Source organism: Halobacterium zhouii, from assembly GCF_021249405.1.
In the GTDB taxonomy this organism is placed as follows: domain Archaea; phylum Halobacteriota; class Halobacteria; order Halobacteriales; family Halobacteriaceae; genus Halobacterium; species Halobacterium zhouii.
The window spans coordinates 1,911,860-1,926,287 of sequence record NZ_CP089593.1 but is presented as its reverse complement, the minus strand read 5'-3'; the positions used below and the strand labels follow the sequence as shown (position 1 = coordinate 1,926,287).

14 protein-coding genes are annotated in these 14,428 nt (G+C 66.7%); 6 read left to right on the top strand and 8 right to left on the bottom strand.

Annotated features, from left to right (window positions below; all coding sequences use genetic code 11):
* Positions 1-81: 81 nt before the first annotated feature.
* The 3 genes from LT970_RS10050 (at position 82) to thrS (ending at position 4,147) form a co-directional block, all read left to right on the top strand.
* The gene (locus tag LT970_RS10050) at positions 82-1,101 is read left to right on the top strand and encodes an N-acetyltransferase DgcN family protein (protein WP_232686336.1); all 1,020 of its coding nucleotides are present in this window, start codon (positions 82-84) and stop codon (positions 1,099-1,101) included.
* Positions 1,098-2,132 carry a dipeptide epimerase gene (locus LT970_RS10045; protein WP_232686335.1) on the top strand — a complete coding sequence of 345 codons (1,035 nt, stop codon included), beginning with the start codon at positions 1,098-1,100 and terminating at the stop codon, positions 2,130-2,132. Before LT970_RS10050 ends, LT970_RS10045 begins: the two co-directional genes overlap by 4 nt.
* Before the next feature lie 92 nt (positions 2,133-2,224).
* Positions 2,225-4,147 (top strand): threonine--tRNA ligase, encoded by a 1,923-nt coding sequence (gene thrS, locus LT970_RS10040; protein ID WP_232686334.1) that lies wholly within the window; start codon positions 2,225-2,227, stop codon positions 4,145-4,147.
* A gap of 33 nt (positions 4,148-4,180) precedes the next feature.
* Here the strand turns inward: thrS and LT970_RS10035 are convergent, their stop codons facing one another.
* From LT970_RS10035 to LT970_RS10005, 7 genes are all read right to left on the bottom strand, one after another.
* Positions 4,181-5,380 (bottom strand): hypothetical protein, encoded by a 1,200-nt coding sequence (locus LT970_RS10035; protein ID WP_232686333.1) that lies wholly within the window; start codon positions 5,378-5,380, stop codon positions 4,181-4,183.
* A gap of 109 nt (positions 5,381-5,489) precedes the next feature.
* Positions 5,490-6,719, bottom strand: a complete 1,230-nt coding sequence (locus tag LT970_RS10030; protein WP_232686332.1) for a chloride channel protein — start codon at positions 6,717-6,719, stop codon at positions 5,490-5,492.
* 61 nt (positions 6,720-6,780) lie between these two features.
* Positions 6,781-7,212: a universal stress protein gene (locus LT970_RS10025; RefSeq protein WP_232686331.1), complete on the bottom strand. Its 432-nt coding sequence runs from the start codon at positions 7,210-7,212 to the stop codon at positions 6,781-6,783.
* Between the two features lie 37 nt (positions 7,213-7,249).
* Positions 7,250-8,293 (bottom strand): DUF7972 family membrane protein, encoded by a 1,044-nt coding sequence (locus LT970_RS10020; RefSeq protein WP_232686330.1) that lies wholly within the window; start codon positions 8,291-8,293, stop codon positions 7,250-7,252.
* Positions 8,294-8,468: 175 nt separating this feature from the next.
* Positions 8,469-9,317, bottom strand: a complete 849-nt coding sequence (locus LT970_RS10015; protein WP_349292261.1) for a manganese catalase family protein — start codon at positions 9,315-9,317, stop codon at positions 8,469-8,471.
* Between the two features lie 114 nt (positions 9,318-9,431).
* The gene (locus LT970_RS10010; protein WP_232686328.1) at positions 9,432-9,833 is read right to left on the bottom strand and encodes a DUF8048 family protein; all 402 of its coding nucleotides are present in this window, start codon (positions 9,831-9,833) and stop codon (positions 9,432-9,434) included.
* A 3-nt stretch (positions 9,834-9,836) separates the two neighbouring features.
* A complete protein-coding gene (locus tag LT970_RS10005; RefSeq protein ID WP_232686327.1) occupies positions 9,837-10,628 on the bottom strand; it encodes a PspA/IM30 family protein in 792 nt (263 codons plus the stop codon).
* 134 nt (positions 10,629-10,762) lie between these two features.
* Between LT970_RS10005 and LT970_RS10000 the strand changes: the two genes are divergently transcribed.
* A complete protein-coding gene (locus LT970_RS10000; protein WP_232686326.1) occupies positions 10,763-11,365 on the top strand; it encodes an alpha/beta hydrolase in 603 nt (200 codons plus the stop codon).
* A gap of 16 nt (positions 11,366-11,381) precedes the next feature.
* On the opposite strand, the gene LT970_RS09995 is transcribed toward LT970_RS10000, so the two are convergent.
* Positions 11,382-11,714, bottom strand: a complete 333-nt coding sequence (locus LT970_RS09995; protein ID WP_232686325.1) for a hypothetical protein — start codon at positions 11,712-11,714, stop codon at positions 11,382-11,384.
* Between the two features lie 129 nt (positions 11,715-11,843).
* Here LT970_RS09995 and pyrG point away from each other — a divergent pair, with 129 nt between their 5' ends.
* On the top strand, positions 11,844-13,502 hold the full coding sequence (gene pyrG, locus LT970_RS09990; RefSeq protein WP_232686324.1) for a CTP synthase: 1,659 nt from the start codon (positions 11,844-11,846) through the stop codon (positions 13,500-13,502).
* Complete coding sequence (gene guaA / locus LT970_RS09985; protein WP_232686323.1) at positions 13,502-14,419, top strand: glutamine-hydrolyzing GMP synthase; 918 nt, start codon at positions 13,502-13,504, stop codon at positions 14,417-14,419. The genes pyrG and guaA overlap by 1 nt, the downstream gene beginning before the upstream one ends.
* Positions 14,420-14,428: the final 9 nt, after the last annotated feature.

The window sequence follows — 14,428 nt, the reverse complement described above, 5'->3', positions numbered from 1 at the left end:
CCGGATATCCAGTTGGAACTCTCAAACGTCTCGCTTACCGGCGACTCTGGATTTAAGGGTCCCCGCGGCCACCCTCGGGGTATGAACGTCGCGGTGCTCGCACACGAGAAGTTCCCGGGCCGGGCGAAGACGGCTGTCGGGGTGCTCCGGTACACGGACGACGACGTGGTGGCGGTGCTGGACCGCGAGAACGCGGGGACGCGGACGACGGACCACGTCGAAGACGTGCAGGACGCGCCGGTCGTCGCGTCGATGGACGAGATAGCTGAGGACGAGGCGGTCGACGCGCTCGTCATCGGCATCGCGCCCATCGGCGGCGGGTTCGACGAGTCGTGGCGGGCGGACGTCCGAACGGCACTCGAGCGCGGCTGTGACGTCCACGCTGGCCTCCACTACTTCCTCGAGGACGACGAGGAGTTCGCGGCGCTCGCCGCAGAGCACGACTGCGAACTGTGGGACGTCCGGAAGCCACCGACAGACCTCGGGGTGGCCGACGGGTCGGCGGCGGACGTGGACGCCACCGTCGTCGCGACGGTCGGCACGGACTGTTCGGTGGGGAAGATGACGGCGACCCGCGAGTTGTACGAGGCAGCCCGGGAGGCCGGGATGGACGCCGCGTTCGCCGCGACGGGCCAGACGGGCATCCTCATCGAGGGAGCGGGGATTCCGGTCGACCGCGTCGTCTCGGACTTCGCGGCGGGCGCGACCGAGCGCCTCGTCGTGGAGGCGGCGGCCGAGCACGACTACGTCTTCGTGGAGGGGCAGGCGAGTCTCGTTCACCCGGCGTACTCTGGGGTGACGGCGAGCATCGTACACGGCGCGCGCCCCGACTATCTCGTGCTCTGCCACGAGGCGGGGCGCGAGTCCGTCCACGGCTACGACCAGGACCTGCCGCCCGTGTCGTCGTTCCCGGAGCGCTACGAGACGTTCGCCGCGCCGGTGTGTGACGCCACGCTCGCGGGCGGGATGCTCAACACGCGCAGCACCGAGTCGGACGCGGATGCTCGCGACGCCGTCGCCGAGTTCTCCGAGACCATCGGCGCGCCCGCGGACGACCCGGTGCGCTTCGGACCCGACTCCGTGCTGGAGGTGATTCGGTGAAGACGAGTTTCGAGCGCCGGGAGTTCCCGCTACAGCATCCGTTCACCATCGCGCGCGGCACGCAGGAGACGGCCGCGAACGTCGTCGTTCGCGTCGAGGACGACGCCGGGAATGTGGGCGTCGGCGGGGCCGCACCGTCTTCTCACTACGGCGAGACGGCGGGGACCGTCGAGGCGGTGCTGCCGGACCTCCTCGACGTCGTGGAGCGGGTGGACGACCCGCACGCCCTCTCCCGAATCGAGAGCGAGATGCGGACGGTCGTGAACGACAACCCCGCCGCGCGCGCCGCGGTCAGCATCGCGTGCCACGACCTCGCGGCGAAGCGGGCGGACCTGCCGCTGTACCGCTACTGGGGGCTGGACCCATCGAAGACCCTCGATACGTCGTTCACAATCGGCATCGACGACCCGGAGGTGATGCGCGAGAAGACACGCGACGCGGTCGAGGCGGGCTACGACACCTTGAAGGTGAAACTCGGCACGGACCGCGACGAGGAACTGCTGTCGGCGGTGCGCGAGGCCGCGCCCGAGGCAGCCATCCGCGTGGACGCGAACGAGGCGTGGTCGCCCCGCGAGGCTGTCCGGAACATCGAGTGGCTGGCCGATTGTGGTGTCGAGTTCGTCGAGCAACCCGTTCCGGCGGAGAACCGCGAGGGGCTGAAATTCGTCTACGAGCGCGCGGCGCTCCCGATCGCCGCCGACGAGTCCTGTATCACCGCGAGCGACGTTCCCGCCGTCGCTGATCGGTGTGACATCGCGAACCTGAAACTCATGAAGACCGGTGGACTGCGCGAGGCCAAACGACTGATTCACGCTGCTCGCGCCCACGGTCTCGAGGTGATGTGTGGCTGCATGATAGAGTCGAACGCGAGCATCGCGGCCGCCGCACACCTCGCGCCGTTACTCGACTACGCCGACCTCGACGGGTCGTTGTTGCTCGCCGAGGACGACTTCGAGGGCGTGCCGATGCCTGAGGGGAGAATCGACCTGGAGGCCATGGACAGGCCGGGTACCAGCGCGCGAGAGACGTAGGCGCTCCCCACTCAAGCGTTCCGGCGGTGCGCCACACATCCGCACTGTCTCAACAGGCTTATGGGGGATTCAGAGCGAACGAACGAGCGTCTATGAGTACTGTGACTGTGACGCTTCCGGACGGATCCACGCTCGAGATGGAGTCCGGGGCGACGGTCGAGGACGTAGCGTTCGAAATTGGCCCTGGCCTCGGCCGCGACACAGTCGCGGGGAAGGTCGACGGCGAACTCGTCTCGAAGGAGACGCCGCTGACGGAGGACGCCGAAATCGAGATCGTCACCGACCAGTCCGACGAATACCTCGACGTGCTGCGCCACACCGCCGCGCACGTCCTCGCGCAGGCCATCCTCCGGAACCACCCCGAGGCGAAACTCACCATCGGGCCGTACACGGACACCGGCTTCTACTACGACGTCGCAGACGTCGAACTCGACGCCGACGACCTCGCCGAAATCCAGGACGAGGCCGAGGACATCGTCGAGTCCGATTTCGACGTCGAGATGGTGGAGTACAGCCGCGAGGAAGCCCTCGAGACGTACGCCGACAACGAGTACAAGCGCGACATCCTGGAGACGGAAGCCGCTGGCGAGGACCCAGTCAGTTTCTACCAACAGGGCGACTTCGAGGACCTCTGCAAGGGGCCACACGTCGAGTCTACGGGCGAAATCGGCGGCTTCGAGGTGCTCGAAACCTCGGCGGCGTACTGGCGCGGCGACGAAGAGAACGACACCCTCACCCGAGTGTACGGCACGGCGTTCCCGACCGAGAGCGGCCTCGAGGAGTTCCTCGAGATGCGCGCTGAAGCCGAGGAGCGCGACCACCGCCGCATCGGGAACGAGATGGACCTGTTCTCGATTCCCGACGTCACGGGGCCGGGGCTCCCGCTGTACCACCCGAACGGGAAGACGGTGCTCCGTGAGCTCTCCGAGTACGTCCACGAACTCAACCGCGAGATGGACTACGAGGAGGTCGAGACGCCCCACCTGTTCCGCACGGAGCTCTGGAAGCAGTCCGGGCACTACGACAACTACGTCGACGACATGTTCCTCCTCGATGTGAACGACGAGGAATACGGCCTGAAGCCGATGAACTGCCCGGGCCACGCCACCATCTTCGAGCAGGAGTCCTGGAGCTACCGGGACCTCCCGGTGCGCTACTTCGAGGACGGGAAGGTGTACCGCAAAGAACAGCGCGGCGAACTCTCCGGCCTGAGCCGGGTGTGGGCGTTTACCATCGACGACGGCCACGTGTTCGCGCGCGCCGACCAGATCGAACAGGAAGTCCGTCGCATCATGGACCTCATCTCGGAGGTCCTGGACACGTTCGACCTCGACTACGAGGTGGCGCTCGCGACGCGCCCCGAGAAGTCCGTCGGGAGCGACGAAATCTGGGAGCAGTCCGAGCAACAGCTACGGGACGTGCTCGACGAGCAGAACGTCGACTACGACCTCGAACCCGGGGACGGCGCGTTCTACGGGCCGAAGATCGACTTCGGCTTCGAGGACGCGCTCGGCCGGAAGTGGGACGGCCCGACGGTCCAACTCGACTTCAACATGCCCGAGCGCTTCGACCTGGAGTACGCTGGCTCGGACAACGAGGCCCACCAGCCGGTGATGATCCACCGCGCGCTGTACGGCTCCTACGAGCGCTTCTTCATGGTGCTCATCGAGCACTACAACGGCCGTTTCCCGACGTGGCTCGCGCCCGAGCAGGTGCGTATCCTCCCGGTCACGGACGACAACCTCGGCTACGCCCACCGCGTGAAGAACGAACTCGACGACTTCCGTGTCGAGGTCGAGGACCGCGACTGGACGGTCGGGCGGAAGATCCAGCAGGCCCACGACGACAACGTGCCGTACATGCTCGTCCTCGGCGACGACGAGGAGGAAGCGGACACCGTCTCTGTGCGTGACCGCAAGGAACAGGAGCGAAACGACGTCGAACTCGAGACGTTCCTCGAGCACCTCGAGGGTGAGGTCGGCGAGAAGCGCACGGAACCGGACTTCGCGGAGTAGGTTAGCGCAGGGCCGCTCGCGGATTACAGCGACCTACGCGCGAACCGTCACCGTCTCGTTCGTCCCGCTCGCAGTCACATCAGCGACGAACGCCTCGCTTCCGACGAACAGCACCGTCGTCTCTGGCGCGACGCGACTGACGCGGACGCTCGCGTTCAGTCCGCCGCGCGCCGCGAGGTAGTCGTTCACTCCTTGCTCGAACTCAGTGGCGTTCGCGGCGTCGTCCCACCGGTGCACCCACGCGTAATCCGTCTCGTTCCCGGAGCCGATGGCGACGCGGCGGTCGTTCCCCCAGCCGTCGGCGGCGCGCGCTGCGACGGACTCGTTCACCGCGGTGCCGAGGAGCGCGCGAAGGTGGAGTTCACCGAGGCGTTTCGTCGTCTGGTTCTGTCGGTCCGTCTCGACGCTCACGGAGAGGTCCGCTGGCGGTTCGCTGTCCGGCGGGAGCGCGTGAATCAACTCTTCCGTAGTTCGGGGTGGATTCTCGTAGACACGCTGGAGTCCCTCGGGCGACTCGGTGGTGGCGTTCAGATACCGCCAGCCGAAGTAGGTGGGAGCGACGGAAATTTTCGCGGTGGTCGACCCATTCCGGTACCACTGGCCGAGATTCCGCGGCGTGCTCGTCGTGTACTGCCGTTCGTATTGGCGCGCGACGTACGTCGCACTCCCCTCGACGAGCGCCCAGTAGACACTGTATCCGTCCCTCGAAGCCGTATCGAGTGCCCGCCCGAGTTTATTGTACGTGTTGGTTCGGAACTGGACGACGTGCGTGTATTCGTGGGCGAGCGTGTACTCTAAACGGGTCGGCGTGTCGAGCATAGCCGTATCGACCTTGACAATATTGCCTGGCTGGAGGGTGCGGCCAGCCGGCCCAACTGCTGGAGCCGGCTGGACACCGAGCAGGCGCTGGAAACGCGGCACTCGGGGAGTACCGTCCGCCGAGATGTTCTCGATGCGGACAGTCAGCGGCGCGCCGACGTCGACACCGAGCATCGACTCGACGCGCGTCCAGACGGTGTTCACGCCGTACGGGAGTGTACCACCCTCGACATTGATTTCGCGGGTGCGCTCCGTCGTGGGTTCCGACGTTGACGTTTGCGCAGGCGTCTGTGCGGTCGACGGTGTCGAACCCGCGGTTGCGGGAGCGGTGGTCGGCGTGTCGTTCTGTGCCGGCAACCCTTGACAGCCGGCGAGCACGATCAGCACACAGCAGACGACGGGGACCAGTCGCATACTCCGCATCTACCTAACGATTACTAAACAGTTTCTCCGAGTTGCTGGCAACGCAACGCGCCCGTCCGTGCTCCACTACAGACCTGTCTACTCCCCCGAATGTCGTCGGCTACTCCCCGACGTGGAAGTTCGGCGCTTCCCGCCGGGGCGCCGCGGTCTGCAGGAAGCCGACGAGCGGACTGCCGACGAAGCCGACGAGTCCCGCGAGGAACACCGGGGTGATACTCGCGCCGTCGGTGAGCGCGATGGCGATGAGCGCGGAGGATAGCGGCGTGCCCGTGACGACGGCGTTGAACGCCGCCATGCCCGCGAGCATCGAGATGACCGGCGGGAATCCCGGCACCACGAGGGACGCCGCGAGGCCGAGCACCGCGCCCATGAACATGTGCGGGACGATGAGGCCGCCGATCCAGTTGCCGTTGATGGTGAGCGCGGCGGCGACCATCGTCCCGAACAGGGTCGCGAGCAGTACGCCCAGTCCGAGGTCCGCGCCGACGAGTTGGTTCATCTTCGAGCCACCGTAGAAGTACGTCAGCGGGAGGAGCCACCCGAGCACGCCGATGCCGAGGCCGGCGGCGGTGGTGCGCACGTAGACGGCCGACGACCACCGGTTGAACAGCCGGCCGACGACGCCGAAGATGGCGGTGTAGAGCGCGCCGAACGGCACCGCGACGACGGCGACGACGGCGGCGACGGCCAACTGGAGGGCGGAGACCGGCGCCACCGCGCTCACGTGCCACGTCGGGAAAAGGTGGAAGCCGCCGAGCAGTGCCTCCGTGAGGTAGCCCGCGAAGCTCGCGACGAACGTCGGGATGATGGCCTCGTAGTACTCGAGGCCGCGCTCGTGGGGGAGTTCGAGCCAGAGCAGCGCGCCGCCGATGGGCGCGCCGAGGATGGCGCCGAATCCGGCGCCCATGCCCGCGAGCGTGAGGAGTTTGCGGGCGTCCGGGAGGCCGAGGGAGTCCGCGACCTGCGTGCCGAAACTCCCGCCGACGACGCTCATCACGCCCTCCGGGCCGGCGTTCTGTCCCGCGATGAGGCCGATGAATCCGACCGGGATGGTGGGGACGTTCTCCGCGAGCGGGACGCTGCCGTTCTCGTGGAACTGCCGCACGAGCGCGGCGAGTGCGCCCGGGTAGAAGGTGCGGTAGAGGATGCCGCCGATGAGGACGCCTGCGCCCGTGCTCACGACGATCCGCCAGTAGGTCGCGTCGAGTTGGTGCCAGAGCGCGTGCTTCGCGGCGAGCCACGCGATCCGGAATCCGGTGGCGACGAGGCCGACGGCGACGCCGAGTACGGCGGCGACCAGCAGCAGCCTCGAGTATCGACGCCTGTCCATTGCGTTCAGGGACGAACGGCGGGGTGACGTGTCTTACGACTTTCCCCGCGGCAGGTGTCCTTCACCGCTTCCGGCGGGCGACCAGCACCGGGCGGTCGGCGTTCCGGACGACGCGTTCCGTCACGCTCCCGTTGAGAAATCGGGTGATGCCCGAGCGGCCGTGGGTCGCCATCACCACGAGGTCGACGTCCTCGTCGGCCGCGTACGCCAGAATCTCGCGGTGTGGCGTGCCGGTGTGGACCGCCGTTTCGGTGTCGAGACCGCGGTCCTCGGCCGCCGCGACGACGGTCTCGGTCGCCTCCTCGGCGACCGCCTGGACGTCCTCGCCGTCCGGCCCGCCGGCACCGCCGACGATGCTCGCGCTCTCCGTCTCCGGGACGACGTAGAGGACGTGGACGACCGCGTCGAAGGCCGCGGCGAGGTCGAGGCCGTGTGTCACGCCCGCACTCGCGGCGTCACTCCCGTCGGTCGGCACGAGGACGGCGTCGTACATGTGTCGCCGTAAGTCCGGGAGGAACGTAAGTGTCTGGTCAGTTCCACTCGATGTCCTCGGAGCGACTCGTCTTCCGGAGAATGAACGGCCCGATGGAGAGCGTCCGCTTCGTGACGGTGACGATGCGAAGGATGTACGCGAGCAGGAGGACGAACGGCACGACGGCGACCGTGGTCGCCGCGCTCACGACCACGACCGCGTGGTTCACGCCGAGCGTGTGCCCGGGGAAGTTCGACGGGTCGAAGAACACCAGCGCGAAGATGGCGACCGCGAGCGCGGGCACCGCGGCGTACAACAGCACCCGCGAGAGGTCAGAGAGCTCCCACTGGAAGTACAGCGTCTTGAAGTGCTCGCGCGCCGGCCCGAACAGCTCCAGGAGGTCCAGGAGTTCGGCGAGTGCTTCGGTCGCGTCCTCGCTCAACGCCTCGCCGTACTCCGCCCGGATGCGCTCGCCCGCGTAGATCTTCCACGAGTAGTTGTAGTTCAGCGCCGCCCACACCACGTCGAACTCGCCGAACTCCGCGCCCTCCAGTTCGGCCGCGACCTGGTCTGCGTTCTCGGTGAGGTCGTCCACGTACGTGTCGACCACGTCGCTCGCGTCGGAGTCGTCGTCCGGCACAGCGTCGGCGAGCCGCCCGGCCTTGTCCCTCGTTCCCTCGACGAGGCCGCGCAGGAACGCCGAGGGCTCCGTCGGAGCGACGTCGATGCCGGCGGCCGACGCGGCGTCGCGCCGGAAGTCCATCGCGCCCTCCATGCGCTCGCGCTGGTCGCCCGCTGCCCCGAGTTCCTGGGAGAGCACGAGTTGGCTCAGGGTCAACACCAGCGTGACGCCGGTGATGGTGGAGCCGACGAGCGCGTTGAACAGCGTGTCGGTCGGGTCGCCGTTCGTCAACAGCGCGTACGCCGGCGTCGGGTTGAGCGTCGCGCCGACGACCATCGTCACGAACACGACAGCGAGGAAGACCCCAGACACGACGATGCGGTTGGCGTCCATCAGGAACCAGAGCTTCCAACTGCTCTGTGCACCGCGGTCGCGCATCTGGTCGCTCGGTTGGTCGTCCTCACCGTCGCTCGAACTCATGGAGGGGGTACGGACCCCCTCGGTAAAACGTTGGCCGCCACCGCCTTCCGCGCGGTCACTCTACCGCGCCGTGTCCCGGCCACTCGTCCCCGGCGCCTACGCGGCATCCGACTACTCGTTCTCGCCTTCCACGCGGCATCTAGCTACTCGTTCTCGCCTTTCACGCGGCATCTAGCTACTCGTTCTCGCCCTTCTCTACGACCTCGTTGTGCGTCTTCGAGTCCGCCTTCCCGAGGTCCGGAACCATCCCCTCCAGGTCCGACTGGTGGAGCAAGGAGAACTCGCCCTCGCCGTCCACGGACTCGCCCTGCGTCCACGGCGCCTCGTACTCGGATTTCTCCTTCATCGTGGAGAGGAACGCGTAGTTGTAGTCCTGGAGCTCCTCGGCGTCAGGGAAGCTGTCCGGAATCGGGAGGTGGTCGTACGGGTCCTCCGGGTCGCCCAGGGTCTGTAGCGCCTTCAGCCACTGGTTCTGGTGCATGGTGTCCCGGGCGATGAGGTACGCGAGCATGTCCTTCATCCCCTGGTCGTCGGTCATTTCCCAGAGCCGCGTGACCATCAGCCGGCCCGTCGACTCGGCCATCACGTTGGCGTACATGTCCGCCGCGAGGTTGCCGCTCGCGACGACGTAACTCGCGTTGAACGGCGCGCCGTTGGCGTCCACTGGCATCGCGTTCAGCCCCGACGAGAGGATCTGCCTGGGCATCACCCCGGACATCGCCGCCGAAACGGCCTGGTCCTGCCCCATCTCCTCCTTGAGTTCGAGCGGCGCGCCCTCGAGGTTCTTGGCGACCGCGGTCGCCAGCATCTCGATGTGGCCGATCTCCTCGGTCGCCGTCTCCATCAGGAGTTTCCTGTATTCTTCGTGTTCGTCCGGCACGCCCCACGCCTGGAAGAGGTACTGGAGCGCCACGCGCATCTCCCCCTCGACGCCCCCGATGGCCTCCTGGAGCATTTTCGCGAACACCGGATTCGGTTCCTCGACTTCGACTGGATACTGGAGTTTCTCGTCGTGGTAGTACACGTCCGACCCCACCTGTTGGTCGACACACACGTCCATAAACCGTGTTTCGAGGTGGCGTCTACCACACGACCAGATTGTACGCGCGGCTTCTGGCGGCCGCGCGTCTGTGCCTGATTACACGTCCTGGCCGAATCGAGGCGGCCCGTCGCTCCGGTCTGCGACTGCGAGCGGTTCGTTCTCTCCCTCGAGCATCTCCCGAACGGTCTCGTCGTTGTCGCGCGTGGACGCCGACTCCAGCATCGCTCGCTCGTGAACGGCCCGCGCCGCACCCGCCATCTCGTCCGACAGCCCCAGGTCGTCCTGTATCGCCTGCCAGACGTGCTCGCTCCCGTAGAGGTAGGCCAACTGGCCGTCGTCCCACCCGTAGTTGTGCTCCGAGGAGTAGTCGTACCCGCCGTCGTCGCGCTCGAATCTGCGCTGGACGTCCTCGAGCGCCGCGCGTAAATCCGCCCGGTCGACGCTGCGCTCGTCCGCAACTGTTCCGACGAGGTCGTCGGAGAACGGATGTTCGGCCATCGATCAGGACTCCTCCTCTTCGCGCAGTGCCTCCATCTCCTCGTCCACGGCCGCTTCGTCGACGTGGTCGGCGGCTTCGGCGGCCTCGCTCGACCGGTCGCCTTCGACCTCTGTGCGCAGCGTATCGAGTTCGGCCTCGACCTCGCGACTGGAGCGCCCGGACGCGAGTTCGCGGTCGATCTGGTCCTCGTCCGAGAGCGAGTCCTCGAGGACGCCGCGTTCGGTGAGTTCGTCCATCGCCGCGGCCCGCGCCTCCATGTCGTCGGTGCGTTCAGTCACGCGTTCGATGGCACGATTCACGTCCCCGAGTTCGTCGCCGACGCCCGTCATCGCCTCGGAGACGCGCGTCTTCGCCTCCGCCGCCTCGTAGCGCGCCTTCATCGTCTCCTTTTTCGTGCGGAACTGCTCGATGCGGCCCTGCAGTTCGTCGGCCTTCTCCTCTAAGTCGTGCTGGGTGGACTGGAGGTCCGAGATCTGACTCTCGAGTTCCTCGATCTGGTCGAGTTTCGCCTGCTTCTTCTCGAGAGCGCGCCGCGCTAACTCCTCACGGTCCTGGCGCATCGCCTCGCGGGCCTGGTCGTTGTGCTTGTCGACGTTCTCCGCGAGGCGTTCGCGCTGGACCTCCAGGCGCTTCTTCTGGGCCGTCAGATCGGCCAGCCCCTTCTTCACGTCGTTGAGTTCGTCGCGCATCCGCTCGTAGGAGTAGTCGAGGGACTCCGAGGGGTTCTCCGCCGACCCGATGAACGCGTTCAGCTTCGACCGGATGACGTACGACGCTCGTGAGATGATGCCCATGCCCACACGTTGCGCACGAGAGCATAAAGTTCTCACTCGGCTTACATTTGTGGCCGGGTAGCGACCAGTCGATTACCGGCCTACACGCGAATGCATCCCGGGCGTTGAAGGCCGTGCTCGGCGAACGACGACGCATGCGTCAGGAAACCGTCCTCGTCCCGGGGGCGCGCCGCGTCGAAGCCACGCTCGACGAACCGGATTCGGGGTCGCAAAGTTGCGTGGTGATGTGCCCGCCCCATCCCCAGTACCGCGGCAACCGCGCCGACGACCGACTGGAGGCGGTTTCGGAGTATCTGGTCTCGAAGGGAATCGCCGCGCTGCGATTCGACTACGGCGACTGGGACGAGGGCCTCGGGGAGCGCGAGGACGCACGGAACGCGCTCCGGTGGGCGGACGAGGAGTACGCGACCGTCGGCATCTTCGGGTTCAGTTTTGGCGGGAGCGTCGCCGCGCTCGCCGCCGCAACCACGGAAATCGGGTTGTGCGCCGTCTCGCTGCTCGCGCCCACCGCGGAACTCCCCGCCGGCCTGAACGCCGCGGACGCGCTCGCGGACGTCGACGCGCCGCTGCAGGTCGTGTACGCGACGCGGGACGACACCGCCGACTGGGAACCGGTCGTCGAGGCGGCGCGAGACATCGACTGCGAGGTCGTCGAACTGAGCGCCGACCACTTCTTCGTCGGGCAACTGGACACGGTCGCAGAGACTGTCGGGCCGTTTCTGGTTCGGGCGTGTTAGGTCGAACGGGTGGTGTTCAGGCTGCTTTGAGCGGGCCGTACCGACTTCCGAATCCGTACGCGAGAACTGCCACTGCGCTCGCTGCCAGCGTGACGAGAAGGAGTGCTGCCGTGACTTCTCGCGGCTGAGGCGCGATGGCGGGGCTACCGGTCACTTCGAGATACAGTCGGTACAGCACGTTCTCGAAGGGATACACCGCCAGGAATCCCCCGAGACTGACGACACCGACGCTCCCCGTCCATACGTACCGCGTCCGAGGCGGGAGTTCTCGACGGACCGCGTCCGCGAGTACGAGACCCGTTCCGGTCGCTCCGATGACGAGGCCGGCCACGAGGACGACCGAAACCATACCGAACAGTTCGGCTGAACCCGAAGTAAATCTTCGGCTGGTCGGTGGCGGGCGACCAAGTAGTGCGCCACGCTGACCCTCGCGCCGACGCTCCGAAACCGTTTTTGCCACGCCTCGCACACCAACAGTATGCCGAAGGAGACCGGATACGACCCCTCACTGGGGAGCAAGTTCGTGTTCGTTACTGGGGGTGTGATGTCTGGACTGGGGAAAGGCATCACTGCCGCGAGTCTCGGGCGACTGCTTTCTAACGCCGGGTTCGACGTGACTGCGGTGAAGATAGACCCCTACCTGAACGTGGACGCGGGGACGATGAACCCCTACCAGCACGGCGAGGTCTATGTGTTAAAGGACGGCGGGGAGGTCGACCTCGACCTGGGGAACTACGAGCGGTTCCTCGACGAGGACATGACCTCTGACCACAACGTCACCACGGGGAAGGTGTACCAGGAGGTCATCGAGCGCGAGCGCGCCGGCGACTACCTCGGGAAGACCGTCCAGATCATCCCGCACGTCACCGACGACATCAAGCGCCGCGTGCGCGAGGCCGCCGAGGGCTCGGACGTCTGTCTCGTGGAAGTCGGGGGGACTGTCGGCGACATCGAGGGGATGCCGTACCTCGAGGCGCTCCGGCAGTTCAGCCACGAGCAGGACGACGACGACATCCTGTTCGCGCACGTCACGCTCGTCCCGTACTCGAAGAACGGCGAGCAGAAGACCAAACCCACCCAGCACTCCGTGAAGGAACTCCGGTCCATCGGTCTCCAGCCGGATGTCCTCGTGGGGCGCAACGAGAACCGCCTCGACCCGGACGTCCGCGAGAAGATCGCGCTGTTCTGTGACGTCCCCACCGAGGCCGTCTTCTCGAACCCGGACGTCGCGGACATCTACCACGTCCCGCTGATGCTCGAAGAGGAAGGTCTCGACGAGTACGTGATGGAGCAGTTCGGCCTCGAGGACCGCGCGCTCCCCGAAGACGAACGCTCGACCGAGTGGCGGGACATCGTCACGCAGGACCTCGAGGGGGAGGTCGACGTCGCGCTCGTCGGGAAGTACGGCCTGGAGGACGCGTACATCTCCATCCACGAATCGCTCAAGCACGCCGGTCTGGAGACCGGCGTGAACGTGAACGTCGAGTGGGTGGACTCCGAAAAGATGCGCGAGCACCACGAGGAGCGCCTCCAGGAAGCGGACGCCATCGTCGTGCCGGGCGGCTTCGGCGCGCGCGGCACAGAGGGGAAAATCGAGGCCATCCGGTACGCCCGCGAGCACGACGTGCCGTTCCTCGGTCTCTGTCTGGGCTTCCAGATGGCGGTCGTGGAATACGCCCGCAACGTCCTCGGGTGGACTGACGCGAACTCCACGGAGGTAGACGAGGACACCCAGCACCCGGTCATCGACCTGCTGCCCGAGCAGTACGACTTAGAGGATCTCGGCGGGACGATGCGCCTCGGTGCACACGACACCGAAATCGAACCCGGGACGCTCGCCCACGACCTCTACGGCGCGGACTCCTGCACGGAGCGCCACCGACACCGCTACGAGGTCAACCCCGAGTACATCGACGAGTTGACCGACGACGGCCTGACGTTCTCCGGGAAGGCGGGCAACCGCATGGAGATCGTAGAGAAGGCAGACCACCCGTTCTTCTTCGGGACGCAGTTCCACCCCGAGTTCCGCTCCCGGCCGACGCGTGCGAGTCCGCCGTTCGTCGGATTGGTGGAGGCGGCACTCGACGAGTCCGACGCCGGTACTGACGCCGACACCGAATCGGAGGTGACCAACTGATGGTGGACGTCGACGAGTTCATCGACGAGGCCACCGCAGAGATTCGCGAAAAACTCGGTGACGACACCGCCATCATCGCGCTCTCCGGCGGCGTGGACTCCTCGACCGCCGCGGCGCTCGCCCACGAGGCCGTCGGCGACCAACTCGTCCCCGTCTACGTCGACACCGGCCTGATGCGGAAGGGCGAGACCGAGGAGATTCGCGAGGAGTTCGGCTACATGGACCGCCTCCGCATCGTGGACGCCGCGGACCGCTATCTCGACCGCCTCGCGGGCGTCACCGACCCCGAGGAGAAGCGCAAGGTCATCGGCGACCAGTTCATCGAGGAGTTCCAGACCGTCGCCAGCGAAGTCGGCGCGGACCACCTCGTGCAGGGCACTATCTACCCGGACCGCATCGAGAGCGAGGGCAACATCAAATCCCACCACAACGTCGGCGGCCTCCCCGACGTGGTGGAGTTCGACGGCATCGTCGAACCGCTCCGTGACCTCTACAAGGACGAGGTCAGAGAGGTCGCCCGCGAACTCGGCCTAGAGGAGGTCATCAGCGAGCGTATGCCGTTCCCGGGGCCGGGGCTCGCCGTCCGTATCGTCGGCGAGGTCACTCGCGAGAAGGTCGAGGTCGCGCGCGAAGCCACGCACGTCGTCGAGGAGGAACTCGAGGAGTACGACCCGTGGCAGGCGTTCGCCGCGGTGCTCGGGAAGGCCACCGGAGTGAAGGGAGACAACCGCGTCCACGGCTACGTGGTCGCCGTGCGCTCCGTCGAATCGCGGGACGGCATGACCGCTCGCGCGCAGGAACTCGAGTGGGACACCCTCCAGCGCCTGCAGTCCCGCATCGCCGGCACCATCGACAACGTCTCCCGCGTCGTCTACGACGTGACGCACAAACCGCCAGCGACAATCGAGTACGAATGAACACAGCCG